Below are 23,133 nucleotides of genomic sequence, written 5' to 3' on the forward strand. Positions count from 1 at the left end.
CGGTAAATGATCACTCCTGTCCATAATCGCTCCCCTTTCGCACAGGACCGCACGGGACAAAAAAACAGCCCCGCTGAATGCGATCAGCGACTGACTGTTTCAGTTTCTTCCTGATTATAAAGCCGTGTCCTGGCTCTTTTTCTCCCCTGGCCGTCTCCGCATCCGTTGCCGGTATTCGGTCGGCTGCATGCCCATGACCTCACGGAACGCCCGAGTAAAGCTCTTGTAGCTCTCATAGCCCACCATCGCAGATACCTCGATAATCTTGTGCTCGGTCTCCGCCAGCAGCTTCCGGGCCTTATCCAGACGGACATCGCGCAGATATTCCGCAAACCCCTTGCCGATGTTCTTCTTGAACAGATTCGAAAAGTAGGCGTAGTTCAACGACACATGGTTGGAGACCATCGCCAGATCCAGCGGCTTGTGGTAATTTTCATGGATATACCGGATTGCCTCATTTAAGTCCTGGGTGTTGCGATAGCTGCACTTAAATTCATAATAGAACTGGTTCAGCCGAAGCATCTGCTGCTGCAGAGCCTGAATGTAATCCCGAATGCCCGGATAGTCGAACAAATTCCGCAGGCATTCCATGTCCAGGGCTTCTTCTCCCATATAAGGACGAATCACACGCTCATATTCCTCCAGCATTTGTACCATCGCGCGGCATAGCTGCTGGGTATAGCGAATGTGGTAACGCTGCAGCACATCCTTGTGGAATAGCCGGGAGATGCCCTCGGTCATTTTCCCGCTATTTTGCGTACCAATTAAGTGAAATAGCATATAAATCTCTTCATGGGGGAGCTCCCATTGCTGCTCCAGACCGGCAATATGTGCCGGCAGGAGGCAATGCCGGTCCGGAAACAGGTAGCTATGATGATACAGCTCCATCACCTGCTCATAGCTGTTAGGGAGCCCGGCCAGTCCCTGCTGGGGATCGGTCATGACCATAATGGCTCCCATCTGCTTCTCCTTCAGCATCGCAGGCAGCACTTCTGTGCTGATCGAGGCGTCCACGGCCAGAATCAATTGAGGCCGGTATTGAAGACAGACGCACCCGCTCTTGCCATAGGCCTCATAGGCGATCGATTCCATGCTGTGGGAGCTGACAGCACCCGGTTTGTTAATCAGAAGATCCTCCCGCAGCAGGCACAGGCGATAATTGCGCCACAGCTCTGAATGATGCTGCTCGGTCTGTTGAATCCAGGCCTCATCGGAGGCTGCTCCCTGCATGAACATGCGCAGCTCCTTGCGATCGGTCTCCCGGGCACGACGGGACAAATGCTTCATATTTTGCGAAAGCGCCTGACGGGTTCGAACCTCTTGCATGACATGCTCTACTGCTGACTGCAGGTCCTCACGCTTGACCGGCTTCAGCAGATAGCCCTTGGCACCCAAAGCGATGGCCTTCTGGGCATAGGCAAAGTCGCTATATCCGCTGATGATCAGATAATCGACGCTGATGCGCTCCTCCTTGGTTCGACTCATGAGTGTCAGACCATCCATATCCGGCATCCGAATATCTGTAATCACAAGCTGGATGCTCTGCGCCCGCAAAATCTGCAGCGCTTCAATTCCATTCGCGGCGCAGAAAATATGATCCATCTGCATAGGGAACTGGTGCAGCATTGCCTGTAGTCCGTCGCGAATATTCTTTTGATCGTCCACAATCAAAATATTCATCATCATTCTCTACCATCCCCCCAGATTCACGTTTTCCCATGGCAATCGGATCGTGACACAGGTATAGGAACCCTGCACGCTGTCAATCCAAAGACCGCAGCCCTTGCCATAGTGAAGCTGCAAGCGTTTATGAACATTTTCCAGCCCCAAACCGTTCTTGCTGGCAACAATCGGCGTATCCGAATCCCCCTTCAAGGCCGCTTGCAGCGCATCCAAGGTTTCCGGATCGACACCGATCCCGTCGTCAAAAATCTCAATAAATAGCAAATGATTCTGTTCTACCCATACCGTAATCTGAATGCGCACATTCTTCCTCTGAGGCGCCGCATGATGAATGATATTCTCGACGATCGGCTGCATGCACATTTTAGGAATCGCATACCGCAGCACCTCTTGGGGGAACTCCGCCGTCAGAGCAAAGCTGCTGCCCTCCATGAAGTTTATGAATTGAACATAGCTCTGGATATTGTCCAGCTCCTCCCGGAGCGCGACGGTATCCCCGTTCCACTTCATGCTGTAGCGAAGCAGCGCTCCGAGCGATACAACCGCATCTGCAATCGAAGCCTGCTGCTGAACCTCCGCCTTCATCCGGATCGCTTCCAGTGCGTTATACAGAAAGTGCGAGTTGATCTGCGAATGAAGCGAATGAAGCTGTGCGTTCTTGGCAATCAACTGCTTATCCACCACCTGAGTCATCAGGCTCTGAATCTCATCCAGCATCTTGTTGTAGGTCACCGCGACTTCATCAATCTCATCGCCGGTCTCATCGGCTTCTAAACCGGTGTCGATCTTCGCGTCAAGCTGCCCCTTGCGCACCTGCCTCATCGACGACAGCACGCTGTCCAATCGGCGGAACAAGCGATGGGTCATCTGCGAGACCAGCACCATCATAAGCAGCAGCACGCATAGCGTAATCGTTACGACAAGCACGTACCAGCTGCGCGGACCCTCCATCAACACCTGATGAGAGGCGATATCCACCACATAGGCGTCCAGCGGAGAGATATAGCGGTATACCGCGTAATAGAGGTGGTCTCCGGCTTTGACCTGGATCGGATTGTCCTGATCAAGCGGGTCCAGATACCGGTGAACACTGGCAAGGATATCATCCAGATTCTCTCCGGCTGTCTGGGCGAAAGCATGCTGCGGATTATATACATAACGCGAGGGACTTGTTCCTTCCATCACCACGGAAAAGAAATCCCCCTCGGTCTCTTCCAATAAATCGCTGAAAAATGCGCGGTGCGAGGTGCGAATCTCCATGATGGTAGGCCGCTTTTGCTGCCCGCCCTGAAGCCGGACCAATCGATAGTAAGATAGCGTATGCTCTCCATCCTGGAGCGCAAAGATCCGGTATGCCGACCCGCCCTCATCCCGAAGGGTCTCCCAATAATCCTGCGGAGAGAACCTGTCATACTGATAGATCTCCGGCCAAATCTCATGCAGATTCGGATTGTCCACATAGAAGCTTAGCTGACTGATCATCTCGTTGCTTTGAATGATATTATGCATTTGTTCATATTGATTCTGTCTGAATTTTACAAGCCCCAAGCCATCCGAGCGCATATTGGAATGGATATAGTCAATAAATGCCTTCTGTGTGAGCGCTGTGGAGGAAGCGTTTTCAATGATGTTCATTTTACTTCGCAGCTTTTCGTTGATTTTGGTCACATGGCTGCTGCCGTTCGCCATCGCATCCTTGTAGAGCTGATTCTCCTGAATCCGGATGAACAGAAAGGAGACGATAATGGCAGGAACCGCGATCAGGATGCTAAAGGCCAGGAACAGCTTTTGTGTAATGCGGGAATTGCGGTAAATCTTTCTCATCTTATTCAGCAAGACCATCATCCCATTGCCTCCCTACGTTTGTAATATACCATATATTACAAACGGGCCGGCAGATATTAAGAAAAGCAGGGATACCGGTCACCTATAAGGTGACCGGCAGCCCGGTATTGCTATCCTATTTCTTATTCAGCCATCTTCGCTTTCCGCGCATCCAGCTCAGCCTGACGGAATTCCATGACCTGCTCGAAGCCGTAGCTATCGCGACGGGCTTGGAAGTTCTCAAAAATCTTGTCAAAGGCCGCCTCATCCTTCGCGGTAATCAACTCAGGCAGCACTTCCTCCCAGTTCTGCGAAATCCGAGCGAAGGATACAGCTGCATCCGAGTCGCCCAATGGGTCAAGGCCCTTGTAGATCCCGCCGTCAATGTCGGCTTGCGCATTCGCAAAGTCCTCCATTTGCTTGATCACAGGTGCTTTCTCCGGTCTCCATTGGTTCACGATAACCGGGTTGCGCATCATCCAGTACGTATCCATAATGCCGATTTCTTTTTCCAGCTTCTCAATGTCGGTTTCAAGCAATTGCTGCATCTCCGCCTTGAGCTGCGGCTTGCCGTCAACGGTCTCCCAAGTCTCCCCTTCTTGGCCCAGGAACAGGTCCTTCTGTCCTTCTTCGCTCGCAAGGTAAGTCAGGAAGCGAATTGCACGCTCAGGGTTCTCACAGGATTTGCTGATCATCGTAACCATCCAGCCATCCATGTTGCCAGGGAACAGCTTGGCTGGATCTCCATTGCTGTTCTGCGGGCCATCTACAGCAATATAGTAGGAATCCGGATTGTCGCTGGCCGCCAGCATCGGGTTGACAGCCGTCATTCCCGTCCATTCACGAACCATCATGAAGTAACGGGCATTATTCGTCTTCTCTTCCACTTGCGTATCGGAGTCTACAAGGAAATCTACATTAATCAGTCCGCGCTCGTAAGCTGTACGGAAGGTCTTCAGCCAAGTGACATAGTCCGGGTCTGTAATACGGTCATAGACTTTGCCGTCTTTCTCATGCGGTACGGCAAGCAGGTTCTGCAAATATTCCGTCATCCCGTAAGGCACATTCCCTTGTGCGAAGAACGGACTCATCGGCTGTCCCTTGTACTCGGAATATTGATCCTTCAAGAGCTGCAGTGCGCCCAGGAAGCCCTCCGGAGTCGTCAGATCCGGACTGCCCATGTCTTCGTACAAATCCTTACGCACCAGGAAGGTCTGATTCGCTGCCGTCATACCCGTCTCATGCATCAGATTCGGGCTGTAGGAATCGTTCGGAATGCCATAGGTATTGCCATTCTCTTGCTTATACCATTTAAGCGTACCGTCACCAGCTACCTTGTAGAAGTACGGATCATATTGATCGGCTAACTCGTTCAGCGCATACACATGGTCGCCTTCCCACAGCTTTTTGACAGCGGTTTCCCAAGAGCCCATGCTAATGAGGTCCGGCAGCTTTCCGGAGGTCATCATCAGAGTAACCTGTTCATTTGCCTCACCGGAGGGTACTTCAATCTTTACGTTTACACCGGTCTTCTCCGAGATATACTTAGAGTTCAAGCTCTCTCCCCAAGTGCGTCCATACCAGGAAGCGCCTACGAACCAGGTCAGATCCACCGGACTGGTATCCAGCTTCCAGGCTGGCTCATCCGGATTCAGCGTGACTGCCGGTGTATCCGTCGTCTGTGTATTGTTTGCAGGGGTGTTCGTCGATTTGGCGCTGTTATTGCTGCCGGAGCCGCATGCCGCCAGGCCCAGCATGAGGACCATAGCCATCATGATGGCCATGCTTTGCTTCAGATTGCCTTTCATTTCCTCATCATCCTTTCTTGTATCTATATAAGTTGAACTAAAGATTGTACACGGGAGGCAACGTGTGAAGTGTTCTTACGATCGCTGTTGTTCACGGATTTCTTTGACTGGACTAAGCATCATAGAGTAGAAATCCGTTCACAAAGGCGAACGCTAACGCTTCTTCAGCACACTTCACACTTATGCCCTTTCTGTGTATTTTTCTAGTTCAACTTATACAGCTTAGAATCTGGTGCATTATTTCAATCATCCGCCTGTAAGGTAGTTCAAAAAGTCATCTCTTGAGCGTTGAGCGCGCACGATTTGAGCATACCCTATCAGACGGCTGAGGCTTACCCCTTAATAGCTCCAATCATGACGCCCTTGACCAGGTAACGCTGGATGAAGGGGTAGAAGGCCAGGATCGGAAGCGTAGCCACCATCATAGAGGCGAACTTGATCGAGTTGCCCGGCAGCTTGGCACCAAACTGGGCCATGGCTTGCTGCTGCATGAACGACATCGAGTTCTCTGCAATGATCTTGTACAGCATCGTCTGGAGCGGAAGCTTATCCTGCGACCGGATGTACAAGACGCCTTGATAGTAGTCGTTCCAGTGATAGACGGCTGCAAACAGGGCAATTGTGGCGATAACCGCCATACTGTTCGGCAGAACAATCCGGAAGAAAACACCGTAATCGGAAGCCCCGTCCACCTTGGCCGATTCCTCCAGCCCTTCGGGGATGGTGCGGAAGAAGCTCATAAAGATAACCATATCGAAGAAGGTATACATGGCCGGGATGATGAAAACAAGGAAGTTATCATACAGCCCCAGCTTGGTCATCAAAATAAATGTAGGAATGAGACCGCCGGAGAACAGCATCGTGATCAGTGCGATTTTCATATAAATTTTGCGGCCAATCAGGTTGGTCTTGCTCATCCCGTAGGCTACAATCGCGGTAAAGAGCACGTGCACAACCGTTCCGATCACCGTTCGGAGCGTCGTAATCAGGAACCCGTTCATCAGGTTGTCGTCATCGAATACGACACGGTAGCTGTCCAGCGAGACGGCCTTCGGGTACCAGTTGACCGTTCCCAGGATGGCTTGCTCCGGTGCATTGAGTGAGTTAATAAATACGAAGTACATCGGGTAGAGCGTAACGAAGCACACCGCCAGCATAAGCAGGGTATTGCAGATATCGAATATTCCGATGCGTCTCAAGCCTCTGTATTTGCCCATAGGTATCTGCCCCCTTTCTTAGAAAATGCCCTCGCCATTTAATTTTTTGGATGAGAAGTTCGCCAGGAACAGTAGCCCCAGCGCTACAATCGAACGGGCAAACAAGGCGGCTGTTGAGAAGGAGTAGCGCCCGGATACCAAGCCCATGTTGTAGATATAGAGGTCGATGCTCTCCGCCATCTTCATGTTCATGTTGTTTTTCAGCATAAAAATCTGCTCAAAGTTACTGCCAAGCAATCCGCTGACGGCCAGAATGAACAAAATCGCGATGGTCGGCCGGATGCTCTGTACGGTAATGTGCCACATCCGCTGCCAGCGGTTGGCTCCATCCAGCTCCGCCGCTTCATACAATCCGGGATCAATGCCGGAGATAGCAGCTATGTAAATAATGGCGCTCCACCCCGTCTCCTTAAGCGTGTCGGAGAAGAAGGTAATCCACCAGAAGTATTTCGCATCACTGTTGAACAGAATCTCCCGATCCTGAAGTCCCAGCCCCATCATTAACTGATTGATTACCCCGCCCTCACCAAGCCAGTTCAGCATGATGCCGCCGAAGATCGTCCAGGCAATAAAGTGCGGCAGATACGAGATCGTCTGCACCGTGCGCTTGAAACGCAGGCTGCGTATTTCGTTGAGTAACAAAGCGAATAAAATCGGAATCGGAAATCCGAGCACCAGCTTGATCGAGCTCATCCCGAGCGTGTTGCGAATAGAACGCCAAAAGCGGTCATCGGTAGCAAAGTCATGAAAATGCTTCAACCCCACAAAGGGCGATTCCAGCAACGGTTTCGCAATGTTATAGTCCATAAAAGCAATGATCAGCCAGATCATTGGAATATAGCAGAAGATGAACATCCAGACGATGCCCGGAATGACCATGCTTTGTAATTGCCACTGCCGCAGAAAGCTTTTGACGAGTCCATTTTTCTCTGAATTCATAGGCTGTGCCTCCTTCTCTATCATCGTAAGAAAATGCGCATAGGAAAAAAAGGCCAGGATTTTTGACCCTATCCCATTTTTTTGGATTCGTTTGACCGGGCATGTAAATCCGCTATGCTGGGAGTATGAAGAAGGGAGTGTACATAAGGATGGATAAGCTGATCTGGCATCAGGACTATTTACATAGCAGTGCCGGCCTGGACTCATGGAATGTTCGTCTGGGCAATGATCTGCTGGATGACCAGGGCAATGCGATCTTCCCGGGCTGGGGAAACGGGGAACAGCAATTTTATACGGGGAATCCCGGAAATTTGTATCTGAATGAAGAGGGCTTGAATTTGTGTGCAAGACGTGAAGCCGTCGAGACGGTGGATGGGCGTAAATTCGCCTACACCTCTGCCCGCATCGATACTCGGGATATCTTCTCCTTCTGCTATGGGAAGCTGGTCGTGCGTGCCAGACTCCCGATAGGACAAGGCATGTGGCCGGCGATCTGGCTGCTGCCGCAAGACAAGAAATACGGCAACTGGCCGGCCTCCGGGGAGATCGATATGATCGAGGCCAAAGGCCGGCTGCCGCAGCAGGTATTCGGAACGCTTCATTTTGGATCGGATTGGGACCATAAGGTTACGGACGAGTTCTCCCATCAGCTGGAGTCTGGCACAATTCAGGAATTTCATGATTATACGCTGGAATGGAGTGAAGAATCGATTCGCTGGCTGGCAGACGGCCACTGCTTTGCAGAGCGCCGCATGGAGCCGGGAGTCACGCCGTTCGACGTGCCGTTCTATCTTCTGCTTAATCTGGCTGTAGGCGGCTTTTACGATCCTGTTCCGGTGGATGAGGAAGCACTGCCTGCCGTGATGACGATCTCCGGGATTTGGGTGTACCAATAATCTGGGTGCACCAATAGTAAGGGAATGTACAAGAGGGTGTCTCGAAATCATCGAAGCAGATGATCAGGGACGCCCTCTTGTATTGAGCTGCACCGTGCGATGCGGGGAGGTGCGGCAAGTGCGTGTGAGAATTAGTGCTGATAAGCACTAAAATTGCAAGGCGCGGGGCCTTTGTGGCGGATTTTAGTGCACAATGGCACTAAAATTGCCAACCGTGGAGCCCTTGCGACGGATTTTAGTGCACAATGGCACTAAAATTGCCAACCGTGAGTAGAGTCCATATAATTGTGTAAAAAGCTAGGCTTCAAAAATAAAAGGAGCCATAGTCAAAATCCTCGTTTAGAATGAGGTTGTCGGAGACAACATTCTTTGGAGGGGATTTTGATATGACTCAATACCAGATTAACCTAGATTCCAAGCTTTTGCATCAGTTGTTTTTAGGTAGTTCACAGGATGCGGGGGTATCCGCTTTGTTGGAATCTGTATTAAATCAAGTATTGAAGGCACAAGCATCGGATCAATTAGCAGCAGAAAAGTATGAGAGAACGGAGGGACGGCTTGGTTACCGCAATGGAACTTATCCACATACCCTGACCACTCGCGTAGGTAATCTGACGCTTTATGTGCCACGTTTCAGAGACGGTAAGTTTTCCACGGAGCTCTTTTCTCGCTATCAACGAAGTGAACAAGCTCTTGTGCTTGCACTGATGGAGATGGTCATCAATGGTGTATCCACTCGTAAGATCACCCAGGTGACAGAGGAATTATGCGGTGCTGAGTTTTCTAAGTCGACCGTGAGTGATCTGTGCAAGCAGTTGGATCCTATCGTTACCGCTTGGAATCATCGACCTTTGAAGGAGGAGTACCCATTTGTCATCGTAGATGCACTCTACACCAAGGTGCGCGAAGATGGCCGGGTTCGCTCAAGAGGCGTTATGATCGCCACAGGGATCAACCTGGAAGGTTACCGAGAAATTATTGGCATGATGGTTGGTGACACGGAATCAGAAGCAAGCTGGGGTGAATTCTTTACCCAACTCAAGCATCGTGGGCTACGCGGTGTTGAGATCATCACCAGTGACAGCCATGGGGGCCTTGTAAAAGCCATTGGGCAGCACCTACAGGGGATTACCTGGCAACGATGCCAAACACACTTTATGCGCAATATCTTAGACGCTACCCCGAAGCCTCTAAGGAGCGAAGTTAAAGCTCATGTACGCTCCATCTTTGAGGCAGCTGATCCACAAACTGCACGCACCTTGCTTGCCCAGACAGTAGATTTGTTTCAAGAAAAAGCCTCCAAAGCCATGGAGATCTTGGAGGCTGGATTTGACGATGCTACAGCCGTTTTAGTGCTTCCTCCTGAGTATAGAAAGCGTACTCGTACAACCAATGCGGTAGAACGTTTAAACGCCGAAATTCGGCGCAGAGAGCGTGTTATTCGTATATTTCCAAACCGTGAGTCGGTGCTCCGTCTTCTTGGGGCGTTGCTAATGGAACAAGATGAAAAGTGGTCTATGGGCAAAAAGTATCTCGAAATGACTGAGTTTCTAGAATGGCGCAAGAACAGGAAAAAAGGAGATTCAAAAGTAGTTCGGATCGGCTAGACAATCTCTGACGAGGATTTTACACACAATAATGGACTTGACCCAACCGTGGAGCTCTTGCGACGATTTTAGTGCACAATGGCACTAAAATTGCCAACCGTGGAGCTCTTGCGACGGATTTTAGTGCACAATGGCACTAAATTTCCGAGCGCGGAGCTCTTGCGACGATTTTAGTGCATAATGGCACTAAAATTGCCAATCGCGGAGCTCTTGCGACGATACTAGCTCCTATCGAGCTAAATAAGTGTTGATAAAACAGCCTGGTCCATAATTGTCGGGAGGCCAGGTAGACAGCCTCCCGACAATCATGCCCTATCATCGGATCAGCTATATCAAGGGCGCAACGTTGACGTATTGTCCGAGCTCGACCCGATTGCGTCCCTTCTCCTTGGCCTGATACAGAGCTTTATCTACGGCGGAGAAAAGCTGAACCAGATACTCCTCCGGACTCTCGGCCGGATCCTCCTCGCTAAAAACATCGATTGCAACAACACCCATACTGATGGTGACCGAGACCTCCTCCAACGCTTGTCCCAGCTCCACAGGCACCTGATTCAGCTCTACTGACAGCCTTACCCGTTCTGCCAACTGCAAAGCCAGCTGCTGCTCGGTATGCGGGAGATAGATCATGAACTCCTCTCCGCCATATCGGGCCAGAATGTCTGTGCTGCGAATCGCCTGCTTGACGACTTGCGATGTCCGTAAGAGTACCTCGTCTCCAATGACATGCCCGTAGCGGTCATTCACGGTCTTGAAATGATCAATATCGAACAGAATCAGCGAGAAGGGGATTCGATACCGGGTGTTGGTGCTTACCTCATGTGTTAGCTGCTGTGTCAAATACCGCCGGTTATAACAGTCCGTCAAGCTGTCGGTCAAGACCAGCTCCTCCAGCTTTCGATTGGCCTCGGACAGCGCGGAACGAATATGATCCAGCGATTGATTGCGTTCCTGAAGCATTTCATTCTGCCGATTCAGCTCATGCACCAGGAAGCGCTCTTGCGTGACGTCCTGGAAGGTCAGTAACGATCCGAAGAACGACTGATAGCTGTCCAAGATCGGTGAAACCTGGAGGATAAAATGACGTTCTGTCCGGCTCTCCACTTCGATCTCGATCCGGAAGGACTGGTATTCCTTCTGCTTGTACTGCTCCAAAAATGTCTCAACATCTCCAGTCACCTTTACCGTCTCCAGAAAGGAGGCCAGCTCAAAGCGAGCCCCAACCCGAAGATCCCGAGTCAAGGATAAGGCCTTGTTGACCTTCATGATCAACCCTTGTTCATCCAGCACCAGGATGCCGTAAGGAATCCTATTGATGATATCCTCTTGGGCGATCGATACGAGGTCAAACACATTAAGCTTCTTAATAACATAAACAAAAAATAGGCAGGACAGAAAAATCCCTAAGGAAGTCAATCCAGGGATAATTGGAAGCCATTTGTCGAGCACAACGTTCAGAAAGCTATCCAGACACGCAAATCCGGTTAGGACATAGATTCCCCAAAGGGTGATCTTGACCTGTTTTCTGACCTCTGGCGATGTATGAGGGGAGCGTATTGCCCGAAACAAGTTCAAGAGGGCGGCAAAAAAGTAGCTTAACAGCACTACAGTGACAACCCAGAACCAGAGACCATACGTCCGATGGACGTAGTCTCCCTCGACCGGGAGCGCAAAATCGCCGCCGATATTCAGAACCACGCCTGCGGCTGCAATAACGGCCGGGGCCAGGATCATGACGGTCTGGGACTGGCTTAATTGCGCTTCCGTTCGTGTCAGGAAGAAGGTAAGCAGGAACCACCCTCCCCCCACCAAGGATATGGCAACGAAGGATATCGTGACGAACAGCCGCTGCAGATCGGGGTTTTCCGTCCAGTTCATGGCAAACTGACTGAACGGCCACAGCATCATCAAGCTATGAAACAAGAAGTACACCTTATGTAAGCTCGTAACTCGGACGGAAATAAAGACATAGATGAACAGCACGAACAGCAGGATGAATAGAGCGAGGTCAAACCATCCTTTAGGGCTCATATTTAAACTCCTTTTTTGATTCCAGAAAGGCGACTACCACTGCTAAAACTGTAAAATTAATCACATCTTATCACAGAGAAACAAGTGTGAGTAGTCATAAAAACCCATTTTATTCTGCTATTCACAAAAATATGGAGCCTTTATGCCCATAAAATCCCAAAAGTTGCCCTGCTTTACAAAAGGTGCATCTTGGCTTCTGCCTCCGCCCAGGGCACGGAATAGCCCGCCCCTTTGGCACAGAAAATCGAGGAGGAGGTATATAGCGGGTCGGCCTCCTTCCGGTAGCCCAGCCGTTCGATCACTTCCTCCGAATTATGGCACCGGTCATAGCCGCCAAACACACAGCGGATGCTGCCCCGCCCATGTGTAAATGAAGCGAATTCCGTGCTGTAGCTCATGAAGGTGGAGACGGGTACCCTGCCGGTGATGACCGCTTGACTGCCTGATGTTTGAGGCGGTTCAAAGACACCTGCTGCCCGCTGGATATCGGAGAGTACCCTGCCCATTTCGTCGATGCTTACCTTGATTTTGAAATCATAATACGGTTCCAGCAGCACATTCTCTGCCTTCTCCAATCCTTGGCGCAGTGCGCGAAACGTTGCCTCGCGAAAGTCGCCGCCATGGGTATGCTCCTTGTGCGCAGCGCCCCGGAGAAGCGTAATCTTCAAATCTGTCACCGGCATGCCGGTCAGCAGTCCGTGATGCTCCCGTTCATACAGATGGGTCTGGATCAGATTCTGGTAACTGTAGCCTAGATCGTCCGGATGACACACGCTGGTGAACTCGAGACCGCTGCCCCTCTCTCCGGGCTCCAGCAACAAATGCACCTCTGCATAATGCCTGAGCGGCTCAAAATGGCCATACCCTGTAACTGAAGACTGAATCGTCTCCTTGTACAGAATTTCCGGCTGGCCGAACGTGACGGCAAACCCGAAACGTTCCTTCACAAGCTGCTCCAGCACTTCGAGTTGAATCAAGCCCATCACGCGAAGATGAATCTCCTGCAGACTCTCGTTCCAGACAACATTTAATGAAGGGTCCTCCGCATTCAAGAGGCGGAATGCTCCCAGCACCTGCTGGACGTGAAGCGAGGCAGGGAATTCCACCTTCGCCTGCAGGGTCGGCTCCGCATCGTATACCAGCTTATCTTCAAGCTGTCCCAGTCCTTGCCCGACCTCGGCCGCAGACAGGCCAAGAACGGCAAATAAATCGCCGGCCTCCGCCTGTTCTACCGCCTGGGTTCTAGCTCCGTTCACCCACAGCATGCGAGTAACCTTCTCTTCATATTGCTGTTCACCGCTCGCATAGGCCAGCAGGTCACGAACCCGCAGCCGACCGCTTACCGCCTTGATGAACGTCTGCCGTACGCCGGACTCATCGTGCTTGATCTTGTAGATTCGGCCTCCGAAGGGAGCGTCCCCGTCGTATTCGGCAACCGTAAGCAAATGAAGCTGCTCAAGGAACTCCACAATCCCTGAATCCTGGAGCGCTGAACCGCAGGCATACGGAAACAGAAGGCCATCTCGGATCATTCTCCGTAAGCCTTCAAGCCAAAAATCAGGATCGTCTCTTCCCTCCAGAAAAGCTTCTAACATTGACTCGTCCCGCTCCGCCATCCTCTCTCTCAGCGGCTCAGCGACCCTGCCATCCGCGATGCCGTCCGTGAGACTGCCGATGTCCCCTGTAAGCTGCTGGCGGATATCCTCCTCCACCTGCGAGATATCTGCCCCGACCCGGTCAGCCTTATTGATGAAGAAGAAGGTCGGGATGTCATGCTTGCGCAGCAGTTGCCACACAGTCTCCGTATGGCCCTGAACCCCCTCCACCGCACTGACAATCACAATCGCATAATCGATAATTTGCAGCGCCCGTTCCATCTCCGGAGAGAAGTCGACGTGTCCCGGCGTATCGATCAAATGGTATTTATCGCCTTTATATTCCATAATCGCCTGATCGGCGAACACCGTAATGCCCCTCGCCCGCTCAATCTCATGGCTGTCCAGATAAGCATCCTGATGATCCACCCGCCCCCGTGACCGGATACTGTTCGTATGATAGAGCAGCTGCTCCGCAAAAGTTGTCTTTCCTGCATCCACATGGGCAAACAAGCCTATCGTTAGTCGTTTCATCTGTTCCGTTATCCCGCTTTCGTAAGCTTCTGCAAAATTTAAAGAACAGTCCTAGTCTATCATAAGTAATGCGGGTACATCCTTATAAAGTCGCAGTTAAAAGTGTGCCTGACATCCTCTCCCCTCCTCGATTAGCCGAGCTCTGATGCAGCTCGACTCACCAGCGAGGACAGGAGATCCCGATCCGCTTCCTGGCCCGTCTTCAGTTTGAGTGTTTTACGCTCCGGCGGGCCTTCGAAGCCTTCCGGCAGAGTCATATTCGCCGTATTAAATAGGGTGAAGCTGACGGCATCCTTTGATGTGGAAATAACCGCCGCATACTTTCCGTTCTTTAGAAAATGGGGCTTCTTATATTGGATTCGCTCCTGGACATCGGGAATGGCCGAAATAACAATCTCTCTGAGCAATGTGCACAATTGCTGTTGCCAAGGTTCCTTCACCGCATCAATAAATTCGATGACTTCTTGATTCATCCTATACATCTCCTTATATTTTCGTTATATTTTAAACGCTTCATATCCTTTTTCCTTTAATTTCGACTTGGAAATGATACCGCGAACCAAAGTGTTAGACGCATTAGAAGCATCACCCCAATCCGCCGCTTGATATTCCCATCATTTCTTCAATATATCCGCTCCGGCTATGCCGGGATGCGTCATCTCGAACGGGTCCAGAATCAAGTCCAGCTGTTCACTGGTCAACACGTTATATTTCAGGCAGAGATCGCGGATCGAGGCTCCGGTGGCGATGGCCTCTTGGGCGATCCTTGCGGCGGTCTCATATCCGATATACGGATTGACCGCTGTCATAATCCCTACGCTCTGCTCAACATACTCCCGCAGCTTGTCTTCATTAGCCTCGATGCCCTTGAGACAATAATTTGTAAATGAACGAAAGCCCTGGATCATCATACTGATGGATTGCAGCAGGTTAAATACAAGGACGGGCTCCATTACATTGAGCTCCAGCTGTCCCGCCTCAGACGCCAGACAGATGGTATGGTCATTGCCGATGACCTGAAAGGCAATCTGGTTAATCATCTCCGGCATGACCGGATTCACCTTACCGGGCATGATCGAGGAGCCGGGCTGACGGGCGGGCAATGTGATCTCGCCAAGTCCCGCTCTCGGACCGGAAGCCATCAGGCGCAGGTCATTGGCGATCTTGGACATGTTGATCATGCTGACTTTGAGCGCGGCGGATACCTCGGTATATGCGTCCGTATTTTGCGTGGCGTCCACCAGGTGCTCGGCCTGTTTCAGCGGTAAGCCGCTTAAAGCCTTAAGCTGCTGAACCACAGAGGTCATATACCGCAGATCGGCATTCAATCCGGTCCCTACGGCGGTAGCCCCTATATTCAACTCATATAAATGCATGCGAGACTGCATGATCCGCTTCATGTCTCTTGCCACGACTCGGCTGTATGCTTCGAATTCTTGTCCAAGCCGAATCGGCACGGCATCCTGCAGATGAGTTCTTCCCATTTTGATGACGTGACTGAACTCCTGTCCCTTCCGGTGAATCACATTGTGCATATCCTCCATCACGGTGAGCAGCTTCTCCAGCTGCTTCAAGACGGCAATATGAATCGCAGTTGGAAAGGCATCATTGGTGGATTGCGACATGTTAACGTGGGTATTGGGACTGCAAAGAGCATAGTTGCCCTTCTCCCCTCCCATCAGTTCAATCGCCCGATTGGCAATAACCTCGTTTACGTTCATGTTCATGGAGGTTCCCGCTCCGCCCTGGATCGGGTCGACGATGATCTGATCCTGCCACTTCCCTTGAATAAGCTCCTCCGCTGCTTGAACGATGGGCTCGCCAATGACCGGGTCAAGACGCTTCGTCTCCATATTCGCCAGCGCAGCCGCCTTCTTGACCATCGCAAACACCCTGATCAGTTCTTCATGAATTCGATAACCGGTAACCTGGAAATTTTCAACGGCCCTGAGCGTCTGAATTCCGTAATATGCATGGCCGGGAATCTCTTTCGAGCCTAGAAAGTCCTGTTCGATCCGCATGGCACCCATTCCGCAACTCCTCCTCGAACTGAAATCGCTTTCATTATATATTATATTTTAACCTTTTAAAACCGCGATACCTCCAAATTCCCAATCGACCACAAAAATCCCCTTGTAAATCAACACCTATGTATTTTGTCCCCATGACAAAAAAAGGCGCCTCCTCAAGAGGAAGCGCTGCGGCAGGCTTTAATGAAGCCCTTGCGTTCCCGGCATTTGCGGCTGGGTCGGGCAAGGGGCGTAACTGTTCTGCATGAGCTGCATATCCTGCTCTGCCAGTTGCGGCACTTGATAATAGCCATGCTTATTCTGATAAAGCGAGATTTCATAAGCCATCTCGATGCAATTCGGAAGCGAGTCGGCCAGCACGCGTCGAACAACCGGGTTAGTCGCTTCCATCGCCGCGCTTGTCTTGATCATAGCCCCGCTTTTCACAGCATTCAGCATATTTAAGGCAATCGTTCCGTCGTTAATTTCCGCGACCGATTGTATCGGCTTCTGCGGCTGGCTTGGCTTCATCCCGTAAGTAAAATCGTTCCCCTGCTTCATGCTGTAGCTTTGCGTCGGTACAGCCGGATCTTGTCCTGTCTTGAAGCACTCCAGCGTAGTGTTATACTCCGTTGCCATGAATTGCTTCTGCCGCTGCAGAATGTCGCGAAGCTCGGGATCCTTAACGTGTCCGCTTAACATGGTGTAGGTATTTATCGTGTTGATTGCACCTGCCAGAACCTCATGAACGTCGAACATTTCATGTCCACCGTGATTCAATTGCGGCGGAACTGTACCTGTATGAAGGTTCTGGTGATTTTGGGGCTGTTGGGATTGCATGTGAATGGCCTCCTTCAAAATTGGTTGATTATACATCCCGACCTAGTTTGTACAGCCCGTTCCAAACTATACATGCAGCTCAATAGATTGCGAATTTGTCCAAAATTCGCAGGGCCGAACGCGTAGATCTCTTAGAGAGTACCCGCGAAAGAATTCCTTTGACACTTTAACACATAGACGCTAAAATGATTGAGAACGATTATCAATTTCATCACTCTGGAAAGGAAATGATTATGAGAACACATCGCAAAACCTCATTATTCACCCTGATCTTTGCCCTTATCCTTGTAGTGGCATTGGTCGGATGCTCTAGTCAGACCAACAATTCAACTACGCCTGCGGCGCAAAATAACGCGGAGAACACACAGACTCCAGCAACAGATGAACCTGCTGCTCAAGAATCTGACGGAGCATATCCGATTGTCATCAAGCATGCGCTTGGCGAAACTATAATTGAAAGCAAGCCTGAACGTATTGTCACTATCCAATGGGCCAATCATGACGTCCTTCTCGCGATGGGCGTTGTGCCTGTAGGCTTCTCCGCTGCAAATTTCGGGGTACAGGATGACAGCGGACTTCTCCCTTGGACAGCTGAAAAATTGCAAGAGCTTGGCGTAACCGATCCAAACGTCTTTCAGGATACGGACGGACTTGATTTCGAAGCGATCTCCGATGCGAATCCAGACGTGATTCTGGCTGCATACTCCGGTATCACCCAGGAAGACTATGATCTTCTGAGTGAAATCGCTCCGGTAGTTGCTTACCCGACATCTCCTTGGACGACGACCTGGCGGGAGCAAGTGCTGCTGAATGCCGAAGGTGCAGGAATGAAGGCGGAAGGCGAGCAGTTGATTAAGGATACTGAGAACCTGGTAGCTGATAAATTAAGTGCATACCCTCAAATCAGCGGTAAAAAGGTGGTATGGGTGAACTTCTCTGCCCAGGATATGTCTCAGCTACATATTTACACACCAATCGATTCCCGCGTCTCCTTCTTGTATGAGCTGGGTCTGGAATATCCGGAGAGCATCACCTCCCAAATTACCGACCCTACAAGCTATTCCTTGAAGCTGAGTGCTGAAAATGCAGAAGCCTTGAACGATGCGGACCTGATCGTTGGCTATGGCAATGATGAACTGCTGAAGGCGCTGCAAGCAGATTCCCTGCTTGGCAAAATCCCTGCCATTCAAAGAGGCTCTGTAGCCTTTATTGACAGTGATACGCCGCTGGTTGCTGCCGGAACACCAAACCCGCTTTCGATTGCCTACACGATTGATGAATATTTGAAGCTTATTGGAGCAGCCGCTGACAAAGTAAATGAATAATTTTTCAGATATTTCAGAGCAAAAATTAATTTCATCTGTACCGAAGAACTTCAAGAGAGTGCTATTCGTCTGCCTGGCGCTGCTTGTGCTCTGCGCGATAGCCTCTCTGGTGCTAGGCTCCCGGGTGGTGAGGCTTCAAGAATTACTTGACGGCCTCTTCCACCCGGATGCCGAGTCCTACGGCGCGAATATCGTCCGTAAGCGGGTTGCCCGTACTGTATTCGCCTTATGCTGTGGAGCGGCACTCGGGGTATCCGGCTCGTTGATGCAGTCCGTCACCCGTAACCCGATTGCGGATCCCAGTATTCTGGGCGTCAATACGGGCGCGTCGGTGTTCGTCGTCAGCGGAATTGCCTTCCTGAACATCAGTGCCGCTCACCAATATATTTGGCTGGCGCTGATCGGGGCTGCAATAACGGCTGTGTTTGTCTTCGGTATCGGCTCAATGGGACGTGGCGGCGCCACGCCCATTAAGCTTGTTTTGGCAGGTGCAGCCACTAGTGCTGCCCTGTCTTCTGTTGTCTCTGCCATCCTGATTCCGCGCTCCTATGTCATGGATCAATTTCGCTTCTGGCAAGTGGGCAGTGTCGGCTCAGGCAGCTGGAGCGTCGTGCTGACGCTTGCTCCGTTCCTGGTCATCGGCGTGGTCACGGCGATCCTAACAGCCCCGGCGCTGAATGCGCTTGCGCTGGGGGATGATGTGGCGACAGGGATGGGCGTGCGTACGGGTGTGCTGCGGCTGATCTCGGCGCTGGCCGGCGTGATTCTATGCGGCGCTGTTACAGCCTTAGCTGGTCCGATTGGCTTTATCGGATTGCTGGCGACGCATGTCATGCGACTGGTACTGGGACCGGATCTGCGTGTTGTCATCCCGATGTCCGCCCTTTCAGGCGCGATAATCCTTACGATATCGGACATTTTAGGCAGACTGCTCGGCAGCCCGGGCGAGCTGGAGGTCGGTGTGGTTACAGCCTTTGTAGGAGCTCCGCTTCTAATATTCCTAGCGATTAGATCGAAAGTGCGTTCATTATGAGAAATGATACGATAGCATTCATTATGTCAGGCCGGCGTCAACGCCGTCGCCGCTGGGTCCTTGTCACATGCAGCCTTGCCTTGCTGGCCGTGCTGCTCTGCTGCGCCATGCTCCTCTTAGGGAATACCATCTATCCGGTCAAGGAGATTGTCCGGGCCCTGTTCGGAGAGCAGGTCAAGGGCGTGTCCTTCGCCGTCAATACGATCCGCTTGCCGAGAATGCTGGCCGGATTGTTCTCCGGCATGGCCTTCGGAATGGCCGGGATCGTCTTCCAGACCATGCTGCGCAACCCGCTTGCGAATCCGAACATTATCGGGATTACGTCCGGTTCCAGTGCGGCTGCTGTCTTTTGTATCACCATTCTGCATTCCACCAATGCCGTAGTATCGGTCGCGTCCGTGGTGGCCGGATTGATTACGGTCCTTATTATGTATTTGTTGTCCCGGGGAAGATCCTTCTCCATTGGACGGCTGATTCTGATCGGTATCGGGATGCAGGCTATGCTGGATGCCGTGGTGTCCTATCTGATCCTGATCAGTGCACAGCAAGATATCCCTACTGCTCTCAGATGGCTTACGGGCAGCCTGAACGGCTCCCAAATGAAGGAGCTGCCTCCGCTCTTGATCACGGTAATCGTGCTCGCACCGATTCTGATTGCCCTCAGCAAGCATCTGAGCTTGCTGGAGCTCGGAGAGCAATCCGCTTCATCGCTTGGCCTGAATACGGACAAGACAAGAATCGTGCTGATTGTCAGCGCTGTCGCCATGGTTGCTATCGCTACCGCAACGACCGGACCGATTGCCTTCGTCTCCTTCCTTGCAGGACCGATCGCAACCCGATTAGTCGGGGCCGGGCATTCCAATGTGGTGCCAGCCGGCCTTGTTGGCGCTAATCTGGTTCTGGGCGCGGATCTGATCGGGCAATTCCTCTTCGAGGTCAGATATCCTGTCGGGATTATTACAGGATTGCTCGGAGCGCCTTACCTGATCTTCCTGCTCATCCAAATGAATCGGAAGGGAGAGTTATGATGACAGCCACACATCTGTTTCAAGCCGAGCAACTGGTTGCCGGCTATGACCATAAGACGGTCATCCACGGGATCGATCTTGTGATCCCCAGCAACAAAATCAGTGTCATCATCGGAGCGAACGGCTGCGGCAAATCGACGCTGCTCAAGACGCTGGCAAGGCTGATCAAGCCGATCTCCGGCCAGGTTACTGTCGACGGCAAGCCAATCAGCAAGATTCCGCCGAAGAAGCTGGCTCGTATCATCGGGATGCTCCCGCAGTCTCCGATTGTCCCAGAGGGCATCTCCGTCGCAGACCTGGTCGGACGCGGAAGATTCCCGCATCAATCCATGTTTAGCGGATGGTCCAAAAAGGATTACGAGGCCGTCGCCGAAGCGATGGAAATTATGAATATCACCGAGTTCGCCAACCATGATATCGATGAGCTGTCCGGCGGCCAGAGACAACGCGTCTGGATCGCGATGGCACTGGCGCAACAGACAGATATCCTGTTCCTGGACGAACCGACGACCTTCTTAGATATTACCTATCAGGTCGAGATTCTTGATCTGCTCACCGATTTAAACCGCAAGCACGGCACGACGATCATGATGGTGCTTCATGATATCAATCTGTCGGCGCGGTACGCGGACCATATCTTTGCGATGCATGAAGGAAAGCTGGTCGCGGAAGGAACGCCTTCAGAGGTCATTACGAGCACAATGGTCAAAGATATCTTCGGTCTGAATTGCACTGTCATTCAAGACCCGCTGTGCGGTTCGCCTATGGTGGTTCCAAGGGGAAGGCATCACGCCATCCGGTAGAGGGGCTTGAATATAGAAAACCCGGTGTCAGGGAGATTTTGATCTTCACTCTGATACCGGGTTTTCCCGTTTTATCGGGCTCGTTTGATATAGGAGAGCGCAAGCAGCAGCACAAACCATAACGGCGTAAGCAGCAAGGCCGGACGCGTCTCGTCAGCGATCAGCATAATAATAAGAATCATGGCGAACAGAACGAGGACCGCATAGTTGATGAACGGTGTCCACGGCGCCTTAAATTTCGAGGCCGCATGAAGCTGAGGCTGTTTCTTTTTGTACCGGATATGGCTGATGAGCACCACACCCCACACCCAAATGAAGCAAATCGCACTGATGGTCGTCACTACGCCAAAGGCTTGCTCCGGGATAAGCTTGCTTAAGAGCGCTCCTCCCGACAGAATGAGCGTCGAGATAAGCAGGCCGTTGCGCGGCACGTGATTCTTGTTCAGCTTGCCAAAGGACTTCGGCGCCTGATTCTTGTTCCCCAAATTGTAGAGAATCCGGCTGGTCGAGAACATCCCGCTATTGCAGGCAGAAGCCGCCGAGGTCAGCACGACGAAGTTAATGATCCCGGCAGCAACCGGAACCCCGACCAGGGCGAAGGTGCGCACGAACGGGCTCTCCCCTGCGGTAAGCTGGGTCCAGGGATTGATGCACAGCAAGGCTAGAATCGCTCCCACATAGAAGAACAAGATCCGCATCGGAATTTTGTTGATGGCGGACGGGATATTTTTCTCCGGATTGGAGGTTTCCGCCGCAGATACCCCTACCAGCTCCACGCCGACGAATGCAAAGACGACCATCTGGAAGGATAAGAGGAATCCGACAACCCCATTCGGGAAGATGCCTCCATGGTTCCATAGATTCGTTACAGACACGGCTCCCGCCTCGGTCTTGAACCCGATGACCAGCAGCACGATGCCCAGTCCGATCAGGGCAAGGATGGTAATGACTTTAATCAGGGCAAACCAGAACTCCAGCTCCCCGAAATTTTTGACCGTTAACAAGTTCAGTCCGAGCAGCACGATCAGACAGATCAACTCCGGCACCCATTGCGGGATATCGAACCAATATTTCACGTAAATGCCTACGGCAATGACGTCGGCCATCGCGGTCATGATCCAGCAGAACCAATAGGTCCAGCCGGTGATAAAGGCCACCCGTTCTCCCAGGTAGTCCTGAGCTATATCGGTAAACGACTGGTAGCCTGCCTTCGACAGCAACAGCTCTCCCAACGCTCTCATCACAAAGAATACCGCGATCCCCACAATAAGATACGTAAGGACGATGGACGGACCGGCCTGTTGAATGGCCTTCCCGGACCCCAGGAACAATCCTGTTCCAATCGTCCCGCCAATAGCAATGAGTTGTACATGGCGGTTCTCTAACTCCCGTTTTAATTCCTGCTGTGCCATAACTAAGCTCCCCCTTAAGATTGTTTCGCTCTCTGCAGTGAGGGGCGACAATGTCAACCAACAAAAAAAGAGATTGGATCATTTCACTCCAATCTCCGGGCACAAAAAGTAATACGAATCCTCTCTGTCCTGCCGCATCCCCAAATAAAGAAGGTCAACTGCGGTATGGCAGATTTCATTCGTTTCTACTCTTCTGTCCTTTTGCCTGAGATTGTGAACCCTTCGGCGCCGCGACATTCGCGGTCTCTCCAGAAGCTGCTCCTGCTATAGTGTGATCCATAGCAATCAAAGCACGCTGCGTATTGAATTATTGATACTATGCTAGCCGTATATGACATCGTTTGTCAATGATCTTTTTTTCACAAGTCTGGCTCAGGTAGAGACCGGAATTTCACACCAAAAAACACGGTCACCCATCAAAAACCAAGGAACTAAGCGAAAACAGACCACTCAATTCCTTGGTTTCTTTCAAATCTCATCCTATTTTATTGCTGAGGGTATTTCAAAGTTTACTTTGGAACAGCCCCGGCTTGAAGTGAAAACACCTGC

At 51.3% G+C, this 23,133-nt stretch carries 17 protein-coding genes and 1 riboswitch; of the genes, 6 read left to right on the forward strand and 11 right to left on the reverse strand.

The window, feature by feature from the left end:
• Positions 1-114: 114 nt before the first annotated feature.
• From TX85_RS19335 to TX85_RS19355, 5 genes are all read right to left on the reverse strand, one after another.
• Positions 115-1,686: a response regulator gene (locus TX85_RS19335; protein WP_044481383.1), complete on the reverse strand. Its 1,572-nt coding sequence runs from the start codon at positions 1,684-1,686 to the stop codon at positions 115-117.
• Positions 1,687-1,689: 3 nt separating this feature from the next.
• Positions 1,690-3,528: a sensor histidine kinase gene (locus TX85_RS25475; RefSeq protein WP_049895084.1), complete on the reverse strand. Its 1,839-nt coding sequence runs from the start codon at positions 3,526-3,528 to the stop codon at positions 1,690-1,692.
• A 122-nt stretch (positions 3,529-3,650) separates the two neighbouring features.
• The gene (locus TX85_RS19345) at positions 3,651-5,315 is read right to left on the reverse strand and encodes an extracellular solute-binding protein (protein WP_044481384.1); all 1,665 of its coding nucleotides are present in this window, start codon (positions 5,313-5,315) and stop codon (positions 3,651-3,653) included.
• A 332-nt stretch (positions 5,316-5,647) separates the two neighbouring features.
• Positions 5,648-6,532: a carbohydrate ABC transporter permease gene (locus tag TX85_RS19350; RefSeq protein WP_044481385.1), complete on the reverse strand. Its 885-nt coding sequence runs from the start codon at positions 6,530-6,532 to the stop codon at positions 5,648-5,650.
• Positions 6,533-6,550: 18 nt separating this feature from the next.
• A complete protein-coding gene (locus TX85_RS19355; protein ID WP_044481386.1) occupies positions 6,551-7,471 on the reverse strand; it encodes an ABC transporter permease in 921 nt (306 codons plus the stop codon).
• 149 nt (positions 7,472-7,620) lie between these two features.
• Here TX85_RS19355 and TX85_RS19360 point away from each other — a divergent pair, with 149 nt between their 5' ends.
• Together TX85_RS19360 and TX85_RS19365 are read left to right on the forward strand one after the other, a co-directional pair.
• Positions 7,621-8,367 carry a glycoside hydrolase family 16 protein gene (locus TX85_RS19360; protein ID WP_049895085.1) on the forward strand — a complete coding sequence of 249 codons (747 nt, stop codon included), beginning with the start codon at positions 7,621-7,623 and terminating at the stop codon, positions 8,365-8,367.
• A 386-nt stretch (positions 8,368-8,753) separates the two neighbouring features.
• A complete protein-coding gene (locus TX85_RS19365; RefSeq protein ID WP_044481388.1) occupies positions 8,754-9,974 on the forward strand; it encodes an IS256 family transposase in 1,221 nt (406 codons plus the stop codon).
• A gap of 327 nt (positions 9,975-10,301) precedes the next feature.
• Here TX85_RS19365 and TX85_RS19370 read toward each other — a convergent pair whose 3' ends face one another.
• The 5 genes from TX85_RS19370 to TX85_RS19390 form a co-directional block, all read right to left on the reverse strand.
• Positions 10,302-12,005, reverse strand: a complete 1,704-nt coding sequence (locus tag TX85_RS19370) for a histidine kinase N-terminal 7TM domain-containing diguanylate cyclase (protein WP_044481389.1) — start codon at positions 12,003-12,005, stop codon at positions 10,302-10,304.
• A 173-nt stretch (positions 12,006-12,178) separates the two neighbouring features.
• Positions 12,179-14,134: an elongation factor G gene (locus TX85_RS19375; protein ID WP_044481390.1), complete on the reverse strand. Its 1,956-nt coding sequence runs from the start codon at positions 14,132-14,134 to the stop codon at positions 12,179-12,181.
• A 131-nt stretch (positions 14,135-14,265) separates the two neighbouring features.
• On the reverse strand, positions 14,266-14,607 hold the full coding sequence (locus TX85_RS19380; RefSeq protein WP_044481391.1) for a DUF1801 domain-containing protein: 342 nt from the start codon (positions 14,605-14,607) through the stop codon (positions 14,266-14,268).
• 141 nt (positions 14,608-14,748) lie between these two features.
• A complete protein-coding gene (gene aspA, locus TX85_RS19385) occupies positions 14,749-16,164 on the reverse strand; it encodes an aspartate ammonia-lyase (RefSeq protein ID WP_044481393.1) in 1,416 nt (471 codons plus the stop codon).
• 180 nt (positions 16,165-16,344) lie between these two features.
• Positions 16,345-16,983, reverse strand: a complete 639-nt coding sequence (locus TX85_RS19390; RefSeq protein WP_044481395.1) for a spore coat protein — start codon at positions 16,981-16,983, stop codon at positions 16,345-16,347.
• A 233-nt stretch (positions 16,984-17,216) separates the two neighbouring features.
• On the opposite strand from TX85_RS19390, the gene TX85_RS19395 reads away from it, so the two are divergent.
• The 4 genes from TX85_RS19395 to TX85_RS19410 are packed head-to-tail and all read left to right on the forward strand — an operon-like array spanning position 17,217 to position 21,172.
• Positions 17,217-18,308 (forward strand): iron-siderophore ABC transporter substrate-binding protein, encoded by a 1,092-nt coding sequence (locus tag TX85_RS19395; RefSeq protein WP_081671824.1) that lies wholly within the window; start codon positions 17,217-17,219, stop codon positions 18,306-18,308.
• Positions 18,301-19,341, forward strand: coding sequence for a FecCD family ABC transporter permease (locus TX85_RS19400; RefSeq protein ID WP_044481396.1), 1,041 nt, complete (start codon positions 18,301-18,303; stop codon positions 19,339-19,341). The genes TX85_RS19395 and TX85_RS19400 overlap by 8 nt, the downstream gene beginning before the upstream one ends.
• Complete coding sequence (locus tag TX85_RS19405; RefSeq protein WP_044481398.1) at positions 19,338-20,369, forward strand: FecCD family ABC transporter permease; 1,032 nt, start codon at positions 19,338-19,340, stop codon at positions 20,367-20,369. Before TX85_RS19400 ends, TX85_RS19405 begins: the two co-directional genes overlap by 4 nt.
• Positions 20,369-21,172: an ABC transporter ATP-binding protein gene (locus TX85_RS19410; protein WP_044481679.1), complete on the forward strand. Its 804-nt coding sequence runs from the start codon at positions 20,369-20,371 to the stop codon at positions 21,170-21,172. The genes TX85_RS19405 and TX85_RS19410 overlap by 1 nt, the downstream gene beginning before the upstream one ends.
• 71 nt (positions 21,173-21,243) lie before the next feature.
• On the opposite strand, the gene TX85_RS19415 is transcribed toward TX85_RS19410, so the two are convergent.
• Entirely contained in the window at positions 21,244-22,584 is a 1,341-nt protein-coding gene (locus TX85_RS19415) for an amino acid permease (protein WP_044481399.1), read from the reverse strand.
• A 183-nt stretch (positions 22,585-22,767) separates the two neighbouring features.
• Positions 22,768-22,846, reverse strand: a riboswitch (glycine riboswitch).
• Between the last annotated feature and the right edge of the window lie 287 nt (positions 22,847-23,133).

This window comes from Paenibacillus antibioticophila, from assembly GCF_000455265.1.
In the GTDB taxonomy this organism is placed as follows: domain Bacteria; phylum Bacillota; class Bacilli; order Paenibacillales; family Paenibacillaceae; genus Fontibacillus; species Fontibacillus antibioticophila.